The sequence below is a fragment of the Sphingomonas faeni genome, assembly GCF_040407565.1.
Taxonomy (GTDB): Bacteria; Pseudomonadota; Alphaproteobacteria; order Sphingomonadales; family Sphingomonadaceae; genus Sphingomonas; species Sphingomonas faeni_F.
Window position 1 is genome coordinate 556,658 of record NZ_JAPZPR010000001.1, and the last position, 13,995, is coordinate 570,652.

Annotated in this window: 11 protein-coding genes; 8 read left to right on the forward strand and 3 right to left on the reverse strand. The window is 65.5% G+C overall.

What is annotated here, in order from left to right:
• Window positions 1-58: 58 nt before the first annotated feature.
• The 3 genes from O6Y00_RS02370 to O6Y00_RS02380 are packed head-to-tail and all read right to left on the reverse strand — an operon-like array spanning window position 59 to window position 6,168.
• Window positions 59-1,669 carry an efflux transporter outer membrane subunit gene (locus tag O6Y00_RS02370; RefSeq protein ID WP_353441038.1) on the reverse strand — a complete coding sequence of 537 codons (1,611 nt, stop codon included), beginning with the start codon at window positions 1,667-1,669 and terminating at the stop codon, window positions 59-61.
• A complete protein-coding gene (locus O6Y00_RS02375) occupies window positions 1,666-4,938 on the reverse strand; it encodes a multidrug efflux RND transporter permease subunit (RefSeq protein ID WP_353441039.1) in 3,273 nt (1,090 codons plus the stop codon). The genes O6Y00_RS02370 and O6Y00_RS02375 overlap by 4 nt, the downstream gene beginning before the upstream one ends.
• A gap of 6 nt (window positions 4,939-4,944) precedes the next feature.
• The gene (locus tag O6Y00_RS02380; protein WP_435368585.1) at window positions 4,945-6,168 is read right to left on the reverse strand and encodes an efflux RND transporter periplasmic adaptor subunit; all 1,224 of its coding nucleotides are present in this window, start codon (window positions 6,166-6,168) and stop codon (window positions 4,945-4,947) included.
• A 455-nt stretch (window positions 6,169-6,623) separates the two neighbouring features.
• Between O6Y00_RS02380 and rpiA the strand changes: the two genes are divergently transcribed.
• The 8 genes from rpiA to O6Y00_RS02420 all read left to right on the forward strand — a co-directional run bounded on the left by rpiA (window position 6,624) and on the right by O6Y00_RS02420 (window position 13,917).
• A complete protein-coding gene (gene rpiA, locus O6Y00_RS02385; RefSeq protein WP_353441041.1) occupies window positions 6,624-7,304 on the forward strand; it encodes a ribose-5-phosphate isomerase RpiA in 681 nt (226 codons plus the stop codon).
• A gap of 69 nt (window positions 7,305-7,373) precedes the next feature.
• Complete coding sequence (gene tkt, locus O6Y00_RS02390) at window positions 7,374-9,464, forward strand: transketolase (protein WP_060527246.1); 2,091 nt, start codon at window positions 7,374-7,376, stop codon at window positions 9,462-9,464.
• Window positions 9,464-10,588, forward strand: coding sequence for a transaldolase (gene tal, locus O6Y00_RS02395; protein WP_353441042.1), 1,125 nt, complete (start codon window positions 9,464-9,466; stop codon window positions 10,586-10,588). The genes tkt and tal overlap by 1 nt, the downstream gene beginning before the upstream one ends.
• Window positions 10,589-10,715: 127 nt before the next feature.
• Window positions 10,716-11,699: a phosphogluconate dehydrogenase (NAD(+)-dependent, decarboxylating) gene (gnd, locus tag O6Y00_RS02400; RefSeq protein WP_056060803.1), complete on the forward strand. Its 984-nt coding sequence runs from the start codon at window positions 10,716-10,718 to the stop codon at window positions 11,697-11,699.
• A gap of 8 nt (window positions 11,700-11,707) precedes the next feature.
• The gene (locus O6Y00_RS02405; RefSeq protein ID WP_353441043.1) at window positions 11,708-12,523 is read left to right on the forward strand and encodes an HAD family hydrolase; all 816 of its coding nucleotides are present in this window, start codon (window positions 11,708-11,710) and stop codon (window positions 12,521-12,523) included.
• Window positions 12,520-13,263, forward strand: a complete 744-nt coding sequence (locus O6Y00_RS02410; RefSeq protein WP_060527242.1) for an HAD-IIB family hydrolase — start codon at window positions 12,520-12,522, stop codon at window positions 13,261-13,263. Before O6Y00_RS02405 ends, O6Y00_RS02410 begins: the two co-directional genes overlap by 4 nt.
• A gap of 4 nt (window positions 13,264-13,267) precedes the next feature.
• Window positions 13,268-13,735 carry a GreA/GreB family elongation factor gene (locus O6Y00_RS02415; protein ID WP_353441044.1) on the forward strand — a complete coding sequence of 156 codons (468 nt, stop codon included), beginning with the start codon at window positions 13,268-13,270 and terminating at the stop codon, window positions 13,733-13,735.
• Window positions 13,735-13,917 (forward strand): hypothetical protein, encoded by a 183-nt coding sequence (locus O6Y00_RS02420; protein WP_055881387.1) that lies wholly within the window; start codon window positions 13,735-13,737, stop codon window positions 13,915-13,917. The genes O6Y00_RS02415 and O6Y00_RS02420 overlap by 1 nt, the downstream gene beginning before the upstream one ends.
• Window positions 13,918-13,995: the final 78 nt, after the last annotated feature.

Here is a 13,995-nt window from a genome sequence, read left to right on the forward strand (position 1 = left end):
AGCCTGACGAAAAAATCGCCGCCGGTACGGCAAACCTCGCCGGACGTGGCGGTTTGGCTTAGTTCGTCTCTGCTCTTGGCGTACCGTTCGCGCTGACCGGGCGCGGTCCATCCGCGGTGGCCTCCAGCGTCGAATCGCCGCCCAGCACGCGGTACAGCGTTACGCGGTTGCTCGCGCCGACGAGCTGCGTCGCGACGAGGTTGCGTTGCGCGGTGTAGAGCGAGCGCTGTGCGTCGAGCGAGCTCAGGAACGTGTCGATGCCGCCGCGATAACGCGCGTCAGTGAGGCGGTACGTGTCTTGCGCCGCAGCCGAGAAGTTCTGGTTCGCCTTCAACTGGTCGGCGATCGTGCCTTGGCGCGCCAGCGCGTCGGCGGTCTCCTGGAACGCGGTCTGGATCGTCTTCTCGTAGGTCGCGAGCGCGGCGTCGCGTTGCGCCTTCGAATAGGCGACCCCGGCGATCCCGGCCCCTGCGCGGAAGATCGGATAGCTGACCGAGGGCGCGACCGAATAATTGAACGCGCCGCCGCTGAACAGCGAGGTCAGCGACGTGCTGGCGAAGCCGAGGATGCCGGTCAGCGAGATCTTCGGGAACAGTTCCGCGCGCGCTGCGCCGATCTCGGCATTGGTGGCGCGGAGCTGGTATTCGGACTCGACGACGTCCGGACGGCGCAGGAGGATGCTGCTGTCGAGCCCGGCCGGCAGCGTGGCGACGGTCGGTAGCGCCTGCTCGATCGACGTGGGCAACAGGCTGGCGTCGACCGGCGCGCCGACGAGCAGTTGCAGCGCGTTGACGTCCTGCGCGAGCGCGGTGCGCTGTTGCGCGAGGTCGGACTGCGCGGTGAACAGGATCTGCTGCGCCTGCCGAAGATCGGTGCGCGGCGCGACGCCGCCGCGCAGCCGCGCGTTGGTCAGCGTGACGCTGCGCTGCGAACTCGTCACCGTGTCCTGCGCGATCTTGAGCAGGCTCTGGTCCGACGCATAGGTGAGCCACGCATCGGCGATGTCGCCGACGAGTGTCAGGCGAGTGGCGCGCGCGGCGGCTTCGGTCGCGAAATAGCGGTCGAGCGCGGCGCTGGTGAGCGAGCGGATGCGGCCGAACAGGTCGAGCTCGAACGCCGTCGTGCCGAGGTCGACCGAGAAGGAGCTGTTCGAGCTGGAGGAACTGACCACCGATCCGGTCGAACCGGTGCCGGTTCCGACGCCGCCCGTACCCGTACCGGTTCCCCCGGTCCCGGTACCCGTTCCACCAGTCCCGGTACCGGTGCCCGTTCCGGTCCCGGTATTGCCGCCTGTTCCGCCACTCGTGACGGTGTTGCGTGTGCCGTTGCCGCCACCCGAATAACTGTAGCGGCCGCTGGCATCGACCTGCGGCAACAGGTCGGCGCGCTGGATGCGGTATTGCGCGCGGGTCGACGCGATGTTGGCGGCGGCAACGCGGAGATCGCGGTTGTTGGCTAGCGCCTGGACGATGATCTGCTGGAGGCGCGGGTCCTTGAAGACGTCGCGGTAGGTGATCGCGGGAAGCGTCGCTTCGGATTGCCGCAGATACGCGTCGCCGACCGGGAGCGACGGCGGCACGGGGAGTTCGGTCCGTGCGTATTTGGGCGCGAGCGAGCAGCCGGCGAGTGCGGTCGAGGCGGCGAGGATCAGGACTAGCGAGCGCATCATGCGGGCTCCGGCCGGTGAGGGCCCTGTGGTTCGGGTGGTCCGAGCGGTTCGTTATGATCGCCGTCATGGTCATCATGACCCTGGAAGCCGGTCGGCTTGCCCCGCAGCTTGGCGATGCCGTCGCGCGCGCCACGGCGGACGAGGACGAAGAACAACGGTATGTAGAAGATCGCGAGGATCGTCGCAGTCAGCATGCCGCCGACCACGGCCGTCCCGATCGCGATGCGGCTGTTCGCGCCCGCACCGGTCGACAGCGCCAGCGGCAACACGCCGAGGATGAACGCGAACGACGTCATCAGGATCGGGCGCAATCGGATCTTCGCCGCGGACAGGGCCGCCTCGATGACGCGCTTGCCCTTCTTCTCCTCCTGCTCGGCGAACTCGATCATCAGGATCGCGTTCTTCGCGGCCAGCCCCATCGTCGTCAGCAGGCCGATCTGGAGATAGACGTCGTTGATCAGCCCGCGGAGCGTCACCGCGAGGATCGCGCCGACGAGGCCGAGCGGGATCACGAGTAGCACCGCGATCGGGATCGACCAGCTCTCGTACAGCGCGGCGAGGCACAGGAACACGACCAGCAGCGACAGGCCGTAGAGGATCGGTGCCTGACCCGAGGACAGGCGTTCCTGATACGACAGGCCGGACCATGCGACCGACGTGCCGGGGATCTGCCCAGCAAGCTCGGCGATCCGGTTCATCGCATCGCCCGAGCTGACGCCCGGCGCGCCCGAGCCCTGGATCTCGTACGAGGCGATGCCGTTGAAGCGCGACAGCGTCGTCGGTGCCTGGCCCCAGCTGGTCTTCGCGAACGACGAGAACGGCGCCATCTGGCCATTCGATCCACGCACGAACCACTGGCTGAGGTCGGACGGCTGCGCGCGGAACTGCGCGTCGCCCTGGACATAGACGCGCTTCACACGGCCGCGGTCGATAAAGTCGTTGACGTATTGCCCGCCCCAGGCGGTCGACAGCGTCGAGTTCACGTTCGCGTGGGTGAGGCCGAGCGTGGACAGCTTCTGCTGGTCGGCATCGACGCGCAACGTGGCGACGTCGGGCAGTTCGGTCAGGCGGATCGCGGTCAGTGACGAGTCGGCGCGGGCGAGCGCGAGCAGCTTGTCGCGCGCGGCGTTGAACTCGATCTGGCTAAGCCCGCCGGCGTTCTGCAACTCCATCGTGAAGCCGTTCGACGAACCAAGACCGCGGACCGCCGGTGGCACCAGCGAATAGACCTGCGCGTCGCGGAACCCGGCGAACGCCTTCGATGCGCGACCGGTGATCGCCTCCGCGGTGTTTTCCTTGCCCTTGCGATCGTCCCAAGGCGCGAACGCGATGAAGCCTTGCCCCGTATTCTGACCGCTTGCGCCGCCGCCGCCGCCACCGCTGACGGTGAACATCGTGCGGACGTTGGCCTTCTCGTTGGTGTAGTAATATTGCTCGATCTGCTTCTGCAGCGCGAAGGTACGGCCTTGCGTGGCGCCTGCGGGAAGCTGGAACTGGACGATACCCGAGCCTTGGTCCTCGGTCGGCAGGAAGCCCGTCGGCAGCCGCAGGAACAGCACCGCGAGCACCGCGACGATCACCGCGTAAATGAGCAGGAACAGCCATTTGCGGTCGATCACCGACTGGACCGCACTGGTGTATTTCTGCGTGCCCTTCTCGAACCCGTCGTTGAACTTGTCGCCCGCGCGCGTGAAGAAATGCGCGACCTTGGGGAATTTGCGCTCGCCCCAGCTCTTCTCGGTGTTGCCGTCCGCGTCCTTCTTCTTCTGCTTGAGCAGCGTCGCAGTCAGGGCGGGGGAGAGGATCAGCGCGACCAGCACCGACAGGACCATCGCCGACACCATCGTCAGCGAGAACTGGCGGTAGATCACGCCGGTCGATCCACCGAAGAACGCCATCGGCAGGAACACCGCCGACAGCACCAGCGCGATCGCGACCAGCGCGACGGTGATCTCGTTCATCGATTCGATCGTCGCCTCCCGAGGCGTCATCTCGGGATTTTCCTCCATCAGGCGCTCGACGTTCTCGACCACGACGATCGCGTCGTCGACCAGCAGGCCGATCGCGAGCACGAGCCCGAACAGCGTCAACGTGTTGATCGAGAAGCCGGCGAGATAGAACACGCCGAACGTGCCGAGCAGCACGACCGGGACGGCGATCGTCGGGATCAGCGTCGCGCGCCAGCTTTGCAGGAACACGAACATGACGATGACGACGAGGATGACGGCCTCGATCAGCGTCTTCACGACCTCGTCGATCGACAGCTTGATGAAGTCGGTGGTGTCGTTGGCGTAGGCGAATTTCAGGCCGGGCGGGAAGCTCTTGGCGGACTTGGCGACGAACGCCTTGACCAGTTCGGCGGTCTTGAGCGCGTCGGCGCCGGGCGCGAGCAGCACCGCGATACCGGCGCCGGGATGCGCGTTGACGCGGCTGCGCGCGTTGTAGTTCTCCGCGCCCAGCTCGATCCGGGCGACATCGCGCAGCTTGACCACGGCGCTGTCGTTGGTGGTCTTCAGGATGATGTTGGCGAACTGCTCGGGCGTCTGGAGGCGCGACTGCGCGGTGACGGTCGCGTTGAGCATCTGCGTGTCGGGCTGGGGCTGGCCGCCGAGTTCGCCGGCCGCGACTTCGGTGTTCTGCGCCTGGATCGCGGTCGTCACGTCGCTCGGAATCAGCTGGTAGCTGGCGAGCTTGTTCGGGTTCAGCCAGATCCGCATCGCGTATTGCGCGCCGAACACGTTGCTGTCGCCGATCCCCGGAATACGGCCGAGCGGGTCCTGCAGGTTGGAGACGAGATAGTCCGAGACGTCCTGGTTGGTGAGCTTGTCGGTCTCGTCATAGACGCCGACGATCAGGAGGTTGTCCGGATTCGACTTGCGGACGACGAGGCCCTGCTGCTGGACCTGTTGCGGCAGGCGGGACAGCGTCTGCTGGACCTGGTTCTGGACCTGGACCTGCGCGATATCGGGATCGGTGCCCTTCTCGAACGTCACCGTGATGTTCACCGAGCCGCGCGACGACGAGGACGAGCTGAAATAGATCAGCCCGTCGATACCCGTCAGCGACTGCTCGACGACCTGCGTGACGCTGTTCTGGATCGTCTGCGCGTTGGCACCCGGGAAGGATGCGCGGACGGTCACCTGCGGCGGCGCGACGTCGGGGTACTGCGCGATCGGCAGGCTCATGATCGCGCCGATGCCGCCAAGCATCACGATGATCGCGAGCACCCAGGCGAAGATCGGGCGATCGATGAAGACACGGGATAACATAAGGGCTTAGCCGGCCTTTTTCTGGCTGGAGTCGCCACCCGAGGAGTCCCCCTTGGGCGCTTCGATCTTCTGCGCGGTGTTTTCCGGCACCGGCTTCACGCCCTGGTTCGGTGCGATCTTCGACAGGCCCTGCGTGATGATCTTGTCGCCGGGGTTGAGCCCGCTGGTGACCACCCAGAACGCGCCCTGCGTGCGGTCCGCCTTGATCTTCTTTTGCACCGCCTTGTTGTTCGCACCGACGACATAGACCGTCGCATTGCCCTTGGCGTCGCGCGACACGCCCGCCTGCGGCACGAGGAACGCGCGCTGGTTGATCGCCTGTGCGAACTTCGCCTGGACGAACATGCCGGGGAGCAGCAGGCCCTGCGGATTGGGGAAGCGCGCGCGCAGCGTCACGGTGCCGGTCTCGGTATTGACCAGCGCTTCGGCGAACTCGACGGTGCCGGTCGCACCGTATTCGCTGCCGTCCTCGAGCGTGAGGCGGACTTCGGCGCGGGTCGCGACGATGCCGTTCTGGCCGAGCGAGCGACGCAGCGCGAGCAGGTCGCCGGACGATTGCTGGATGTCGACGAACATCGGATCGAGTCGCTGGATCTGCGCTAGCGGATCGGTCTGCGTCGCTGAGACCAACGCGCCGACGGTGAACAGCGAACGGCCGATGCGGCCGGTGATCGGCGCGGGGACGGTCGTGAACTTGAGGTTGATCTGCGCCGTCTCCAGCGCGGCGCGGGTCTGCGCGACCGAGGCGGTGGCCTGGCGCGAGGTGGCAACCGCGTTGGTGTAATCCTGCTTGCTGATCGCCTCCATCTCGGCGAGCGGCTTGTAGCGCTGTGCGAGGATGGTCTGCGCCTGCTGGTTGGCGCGTGCGCTCTGGAGGTTGGCCTGCGCTTCGTTGGCGGCAGCGCGATAGAGGCGCGGGTCGATCTCGTAGAGCGGCTGGCCCTTCTTGACGAGCGTACCCTCGGTGAAGAAGCGGCGGCGGATGATGCCGGTGACCTGGGGCCGGACGTCCGAGCTTTCGAACGCGGTGGTGCGGCCGCTGAGTTCGGTGGTCATCGCGACGCTGGTCGGCTGGACGACGACGTAGCCGACGGTGGGGGTGCCTTGGCCGGGCTGGCCACCGCGGCCCGCCTTGCCTTGGGCTTTGTCGCCGCCGCCGGAGCAGGCGGCGAGCGCCAGTGCGGGCACCAGCAGGATGGCGCACTGCCGCGCAGAAAATCGTGTGGCTATCAAGTTTGGTATCCGCTCGCGATCGGTGGTGGCAGCTGTTGGTCGGCCTAAACCACGAGGATGTACCAGAAGTATGTCAGTTGAAAAGCGGGGGTGAGAAATAGGGAAGAAAGAGTAACCTGTTTGATTGTTTGGGGGTGTTTTTCGCGTTCGTTGCGCTTCGATGCCGAAGATTGTTCTCCCGCGAAGGCGGGGACCCAGACTGGGCTCCCGCCTTCGCGGGAGAACAAGGAGCGGGCGGGCGCCCCAACCATTACACCACCCCGGCGGAGGCCGGGGCCCAGTTGGGAGGCGCCGTTAACGGAGGGCGGTCCGTCGTTACTGCGACCTTTCCAACTGGGCCCCGGCCTCCGCCGGGGTGGTGCTTTGTGCGGGAGTCCTCCAAACCAAATTATCGCCAGGGCGTTGAGCAGTGGTCGCCGGAACGAGCCCGGCATGACGGATGGGGTGGGCTGATGGCCTCGATCGATGATGACAAGAAGGCGGCTGCCGTTGCGGCTGTGGCGGAAGTTCGGGACGGGATGCTGGTCGGACTCGGGACTGGCTCGACCGCGGCGTTCGCAATCCAGGCGCTCGGCGAACGAGTCGCTGAGGGCCTGCAAATCCGCGCCGTCGTCACCTCCGAAGCCTCCGGCAAACTCGCCCGCGAACTCGGCATCGAGATCCTCGACTTCGCCACCATCGCCCAAGTCGACCTAACGATCGACGGCGCGGACGAGATCGACTCGCGGTGTTTCGCCATCAAGGGCGCAGGCGGGGCGATGCTGCGCGAAAAGATCGTCGCCGCAGCCTCGGCACGGATGGTCGTGATCGCCGACGGCTCCAAGCGCGTCGACCGGATCGGCGCGGCGAAGCTGCCCGTCGAGGTACTCCCATTCGCCATCGCCTACGTCATGCGCGTTCTCACCGACCTCGGCGCCGCCCCAACGGTCCGCGACAACTACCGGACGGACCAAGGCAATCTCGTCGTCGACTGCCACTTCGCGACCCTCGAAGACCCCCGCGCAACCGCCGCGACCCTTGCCGCGATCCCTGGCATTCTCGGCCACGGACTGTTCCTCGACGAGGTCAATGCCGCATATATTGCAACGAACGGCGTCGTTACGCGACTGGAACGGATGGGTGCATCCGACTAAAGGCATCCTATGTTGGCAACCAGATCGGATGCGCGGCGTTCGGTCACCGTCTAGAGCGAGGCTTCTTTCATGACCGATACCGCAACCGCCCCCACCAAGGCGGACCCTATGCTGCACGAGGACGGCTCCCCCGAGCGTCTGGCGATCGATACCATCCGCACGCTGTCGATGGACGCGGTGCAGAAGGCCAATTCGGGCCATCCCGGCACGCCGATGGCGCTCGCGCCGGTCGGCTACACGCTCTGGTCGAAGTTCCTGCGCTATGATCCCAAGCATGCCGACTGGCCCAATCGCGACCGTTTCGTGCTGTCGGTCGGCCATGCGTCGATGCTGCTCTATTCGCTGATTCACCTCGCCAAGATCGAGGAGATCGACGCGGACGGCAACAAGACCGGCAAGGAGGCCGTCAGCCTCGCCGATATCGAGCAGTTCCGCCAGCTGTCCTCGAAGACGCCGGGTCACCCCGAATATCGCCACACGACGGGCGTCGAGACCACGACGGGGCCGCTCGGCCAAGGTTGCGGCAACTCGGTCGGCATGGCGATTGCCGAGCGTTGGCTCGCGGCGCGCTACAACAAGGATGGCTTCACGCTGTTCGACCATGACGTCTACACGATCTGTGGCGACGGCGACATGATGGAGGGCGTCTCGGCCGAGGCTGCGAGCCTCGCCGGGCACCTCAAGCTCAGCAACCTGTGCTGGATCTACGACAGCAACCACATCTCGATCGAGGGCGCGACCGATCTCGCATTCGACGAGGATGTCGGCCTGCGCTTCGATGCGTATGGCTGGAACGTCATCCACATCGACGACGCGAACGACACCGCCGCGCTGAGTCGCGCGATCGAGACGTTCAAGGCGACCAACGACAAGCCGACCTTCATCGTCGTGCATTCGGTGATCGGTTACGGCAGCCCCAAGGCGGGCAGCGAGAAGGCGCACGGTGAGCCGCTCGGCGAGGAGAATATCCGTCTCACCAAGCAGGCTTACGGCTGGCCCGAGGACAAGTCGTTCTACGTGCCCGACGGCGTGATCGAGCATTTCAACGGTGCGATCGCCGAGCGTGGCGCGAAGCTGCGTGACGAGTGGGTCGCGCTGACCGACAAGTATCGCGGTGCCTATCCAGAGCTTTCCGCGGAACTCGATCTGCTGCTCAAGGACGAGCTGCCCGAGGGCTGGGATGCCGACATCCCGACCTTCGAGGCGGACGCCAAAGGCGTCGCCAGCCGTGATTCGGGCGGCAAGGTGCTCAACGCGATCGCCGCCAAGGTGCCGTGGCTGATCGGTGGTTCGGCCGATCTCGCGCCGTCGACGAAGACCGACATCAAGGGTCAGCCCTCGTTCGAGGCGGAGAACTACGCCGGCCGGAACTTCCACTTCGGCATCCGCGAACACGGCATGGGCGCGATCGTCAACGGCATGGCGCTGTCGCATTTGCGTTCGTACGGCTCCACCTTCCTGGTGTTCGCCGACTACATGCGCGCGCCGGTGCGCCTGTCGGCGATCATGGAGGTCGGCGCGATCTGGGTGTTCACGCACGACTCGATCGGTGTCGGCGAGGACGGCCCGACGCACCAGCCGATCGAGCATCTCGCCACGCTGCGTGCGATCCCCGGCCTCGACACGATCCGTCCAAGTGACGCGAACGAAGTCGTCGCGGCATGGAAGGCGGTCCTCAAGGACGCTAGCACGCCAGCCGCGCTGATCATGTCGCGCCAGGCTCTGCCGACGCTCGACCGGACCAAGTACGCAAGCGCCGATGGGCTCGAGAAGGGTGGCTATGTGCTGGCTGACAGTGATGGCACGCCCGACGTGATCCTGATCGCGACCGGCAGCGAAGTGTCGCTGGTCGTCGAGGCGCACGAGAAGCTGACCGCGGACGGCGTGAAGAGCCGGGTCGTGTCGATGCCGAGCTGGTATCGCTACGAACTGCAGGACGCCGCGTACAAGGAAAGTGTGTTGCCGCGCGAAGTGCGGGCGCGCGTTGCGGTCGAGATGGCCGGGTCGATCGGTTGGGACCGCTATGTCGGGCTCGACGGCGCGACCGTGACGATGTCGACCTTCGGGGCTTCGGCACCGCTCGCCAAGCTGCAGGACAAGTTCGGGTTCACCGTCGACAATGTCGTCAAGGTCGCCCGCCAAGTGATGGAGACCAAGTGATGGGTGCGCTCAACGATCTCGAAGGCTTCGGCCAGGCGGTATGGCTCGATTTCGTCGACCGGAAGTTCCTGGAGGCCGGTGGCCTCCAGAAGCTGGTCGACGAGGACGGCCTGACCGGCGTCACGTCGAACCCGTCGATTTTCGAAAAGGCGATGGGTCACGGCGATGCCTATGACTCGACGTTGGCCGAGTATGACAAGCAGCATGCCGGCGCGGCGACGATCGACCGCTACGAGCATCTGGCGATCCAGGACATCAAGGCGGCGGCGGAGACGTTGAAGCCGGTCTACGACAAGCTCGACGCGAAGGACGGCTATGTCAGCCTTGAGGTGTCGCCGTACATCTCGGACGATACCGATGCGACGATCGCCGAGGCGAAGAAGCTGTGGGGGATGGTCGACCGGCCGAACCTGATGATCAAGATCCCGGGGACGCTCGCGGGCGGTCCGGCGATCTCGTCGACGATCGCGAGCGGGATCAACGTCAACGTCACGCTGCTGTTCGCGCTCGACGCGTACATTCGCGTTGCCGAGGCGTATGCGGCGGGGCTGGAAGAGCGCGTCAAGCAGGGGCAGCCGATCGACAAGATCGCCAGCGTCGCGAGCTTCTTCGTCAGCCGGATCGATTCGTCGATCGACAAGGAGATTGATGCGCGTCTGGAGAAGGGCGATGCCGAGGCCGAAGCGCTGAAGGCGGTGCGCGGCAAGGTCGCGATTGCCAACGCCAAGATGGCATATCAATGGTATCTCGACTTCCTGAAGTCGGATCGCTGGCAGGCGCTTGCCGCCAAGGGCGCGCAGCCGCAGCGGCTGTTGTGGGCGTCGACCGGCGTGAAGGACCCGAGCTATCCCGACACGCTCTACATCGACACGCTGATCGGCAAGGATACGGTCAACACGATGCCGCCGAAGACGATGGACGCGTTTCGCGACCATGGCACCGCGGCGGAGACGATCACGCAGGATGTCGAGGGCGCCAAGCACATTCTGGCCGAAGCCGAGCGGCTGGGCCTCGACCTGAACGGCGTGACCGGCAAGCTGGTCGAGGAGGGCGTCGCGTCGTTCGTCAAGGCGTTCGACGACCTGCTCGGCTCGATCGCGCAGAAGCAGCCCGCGACGGCGTAAACTTCTGCTCCCTCTCCCCGTTGGGGAGAGGGCCCGGGTGAGGGGCGCCGCGAGCGCTACCCTCCCCAACTGCCCCTCACCCCAACCCTCTCCCCGGCGGGGAGAGGGGGTAAGCAAGGAATTCCCCATGAAGATCGGACTGATCGGCCTCGGCCGGATGGGCGGCAACATCGCGCGCCGGTTGATGAAGAACGGCCACGAAGTCGTCGCGTTCGACCGCGACGCCGAAGCCGTGAAGAAGCTCGCCGCCGATGGCGCGATCGGTGCGGACTCGCTCGACGACATGCACGCCAAGCTCGACACCCCGGCGATCTGGTGGGTGATGGTCCCGGCGGGCGAGCCGACCGAGAGCACCGTCCAGGCGATCGCCGCGAAGTCGAATTCGGGCGATATCATCATCGATGGCGGCAACAGCTTCTATAAGGACGACGTCCGCCGCGCGAAGGAACTGGCCGAGAAGGGCATCCACTATGTCGACGTCGGCACGTCGGGCGGGGTGTGGGGCCTCGAGCGCGGCTATTGCATGATGATCGGCGGCGACAAGGAAACCGTCGACCTGCTCGATCCGATCTTCGAGACGCTGGCGCCCGGCATGGGAACGATCGTCCGCACGCCGGGCCGCGTCGAAGGCCAGGCCGATCCGCGCGCCGAGAAGGGCTATATCCACGCAGGCCCCTCGGGCGCCGGCCACTTCGTCAAGATGGTCCATAACGGCATCGAATACGGCCTGATGCAGGCCTATGCCGAGGGCTTCGACATCCTCAAGGGCAAGTCCGGCGAGCATGTCGTCGAGGAGGAGCGCTTCGACATTAACCTGACCGACGTCGCCGAAGTCTGGCGTCGCGGCAGCGTGATCTCGTCGTGGCTGCTCGACCTGTCGGCGATCGCGTTGGCGAAGGACGGCACGCTCGAAGGCTTCAGCGGCAGCGTCGCGGACTCGGGCGAGGGCCAGTGGACGATCGACGCGGCGATGGAAGAGAAGGTGCCGGCCAACGTGCTGAGCGCGGCGCTGTATGCACGCTATCGCAGCCGCGTGGACCACACGTTCGGCGACAAGCTGTTGTCGGCGATGCGCTATGGCTTTGGCGGTCATGTCGAGATGCCCCAGTGAGCGGTGGCATGAGCGGGGCGATCAAGCTCCTCGTTTCCGATGTCGACGGTACGCTCGTCGACAAGGAGAAGAAGGTCACGCCCGCCACAGTCGACGCGGTCAAGCGACTGAAGGCGGCCGGCCTCGGCTTCACGATCATTAGCGCGCGGCCGCGCTCGGGGATGATGCCGATCGCGGAATTGCTCGGCATCGACGAGCCGATGGGCGCGTTCAACGGCGGGATCGTGTTCAAGCGCGACGGCACCGTGATCGAGCACCACATGATCGACGTCGACGTCGTCCGCGGCGCGATGGAGATCATCGGTGACGCGCCGGTCGACACGTGGTTCTTCGCGGACGACGTCTGGTACGCGAGCACCGACCAGGGCGGCCATGTCGGCAGCGAGAAGAAGGCCTCCGCGCAGGATCCGGTGATCGTCTCCGACTTCACCGACTTGCTCGCCAAGGCGGACAAGGTGACGTTCGTCAGCGACGACGAAGACCTGTTGCGCGACCTGCACGCGAAGGTCGCGGCGAAGTTCGATACCAAGGCGACGATCGTCCAGTCGCAGACCTATTATCTCGACATCACGCCGGTGGCCGGGAACAAGGGCAGCGGGATCGAGGAACTGGCGGACGCGTTCGGCATCAGCTTGACGCAGACCGCGGCTATCGGCGATCAGGCCAACGACATCGCGATGCTCAAGCGCGCCAAGCTGGCGATCGCGATGGGCAACGCACCGCAGACTGTCCGCGACGTCGCGCACGAGATTACCAGCGCGAACGATGCCGACGGCGTCGCCCACGCGATCGACACGTTTATCCTTACTGGAGTTTCCGCATGAAAGAGTTGGTTGCCTTCGACCTCGATGGAACGCTGGCCGAGAGCAAGCAGCCCTTGCAGGAGCCGATGGGCGAGGCTCTGGCGAACCTGCTAGACGTCGCGCATGTCGCGGTGATCTCGGGCGGCGACTGGCCACAGTTCGAGAAGCAGGTCGCGTCGCGCTTGCCCGAGCGTGCCGATCGTACCAAGCTGTGGCTGATGCCGACGACGGGGACCAAGCTGTACCGGTTCGATGGCGAATGGCGCGCGGTGTATGCCGAGCTGTTCGAGGACGACGAGAAGCAGAAGATCCTCAAGGCGTTCGACGAGTCGTTGGAAGCTACCGGGTTCGTGCCGGAGAAGACCTGGGGCGAGCGGATCGAGGATCGTGGCAGCCAGATCACGTTCTCTGCCTTGGGGCAGGAAGCGCCGATCGACGCCAAGCACAGCTGGGATCCGGATTTCGCCAAGCGGAAAGTGATCCAGGCGGATTTGCAGAAGCGCCTGCCGGGGCTGTCGATCAACATGGGCGGCGCGACCTCGATCGACATTACGCGTGAGGGTGTCGACAAGGCGTATGGCCTGAAGAAGCTTAACGAGGCGAGCGGCATCGCGCTCGACAAGATGATGTTCATCGGCGACGCGATCTTCCCAGGCGGGAATGATTATCCGGCGGAGCAGCTTGGGCTCGACGTCGTGAAGGTGAAGAACGTCGATGGCACGTTGGCGGCGATCGCCGGAATCGTCGCGTGCCTGAAGTAAGGGCATGAGCGTTGCCTTCCGTCGCGAGAGTGACGAGGAACATCTCGAGCCGAAGTTCGAACAGCCGATCGCGCCGGGGCCTAATCTGGTCACGGCGCGGGGGCTGCGGTTGCTTGGCGAGCGGGTGACCGAGATCGAGGCTGCGGTTGCGGCGGAGACGGACGAGGAGGCGCGGAAGTTGCTTCTGCGCGACCTGCGCTATTGGCACACGCGCCAAACGACCGCCGAACTCGCGCCTTCGCCGGAAGAGGATGAGGTCGGGATCGGTTCGCGTGTCCGCGTTCGGATGAACGGGGTTGAGCGCGTGATCGCGATCGTCGGTGGTGACGAGGCGGAGCCCGGCGAGGATCGGCTGGCGTTCTCGGCACCGTTGGCGCGCGCGCTGATGGGGGCTGCGGTTGGCGAGATGGTCGCGTTTGCTGGCAAGGCGGACGCGATCGAGGTTCTGGCGATCGACAAGGATGACGGCTGATGGCTGAAGCGAAATTCGAACGGCACCGTCAGGCGTGGACGCAGGACGAGATCCAGAAGCTGCACACGCTTGCCAAGAAGGGCATGGCGTTGAAGGCGATCGCGAAGGCGCTGACGCGGAGCGAGGAGTCGGTGAAGGTGCGGGCGAAGGAAGACTCGTTGAATATCGCCAAGCTGCGGTAATTTGTGCGGGCTTAGCCTTCTTCCCTACGGGGAGAGGGTTGGGTGAGGGGCTGTTCTGGGTGGTGTACCGCTTGGCTA

Excerpts from the sequence above, each read along its gene's own strand:
- rpiA (WP_353441041.1), top strand. The coding sequence starts at position 6,624 with ATGGCCTCGATCGATGATGACAAGAAGGCGGCTGCCGTTGCGGCTGTG.
- O6Y00_RS02415 (WP_353441044.1), top strand. The coding sequence starts at position 13,268 with ATGAGCGTTGCCTTCCGTCGCGAGAGTGACGAGGAACATCTCGAGCCG.
- O6Y00_RS02370 (WP_353441038.1), bottom strand. The coding sequence starts at position 1,669 with ATGATGCGCTCGCTAGTCCTGATCCTCGCCGCCTCGACCGCACTCGCC.
- tkt (WP_060527246.1), top strand. The coding sequence starts at position 7,374 with ATGACCGATACCGCAACCGCCCCCACCAAGGCGGACCCTATGCTGCAC.
- O6Y00_RS02405 (WP_353441043.1), top strand. The coding sequence starts at position 11,708 with ATGAGCGGGGCGATCAAGCTCCTCGTTTCCGATGTCGACGGTACGCTC.
- O6Y00_RS02420 (WP_055881387.1), top strand. The coding sequence starts at position 13,735 with ATGGCTGAAGCGAAATTCGAACGGCACCGTCAGGCGTGGACGCAGGAC.
- O6Y00_RS02410 (WP_060527242.1), top strand. The coding sequence starts at position 12,520 with ATGAAAGAGTTGGTTGCCTTCGACCTCGATGGAACGCTGGCCGAGAGC.
- gnd (WP_056060803.1), top strand. The coding sequence starts at position 10,716 with ATGAAGATCGGACTGATCGGCCTCGGCCGGATGGGCGGCAACATCGCG.
- tal (WP_353441042.1), top strand. The coding sequence starts at position 9,464 with ATGGGTGCGCTCAACGATCTCGAAGGCTTCGGCCAGGCGGTATGGCTC.
- O6Y00_RS02375 (WP_353441039.1), bottom strand. The coding sequence starts at position 4,938 with ATGTTATCCCGTGTCTTCATCGATCGCCCGATCTTCGCCTGGGTGCTC.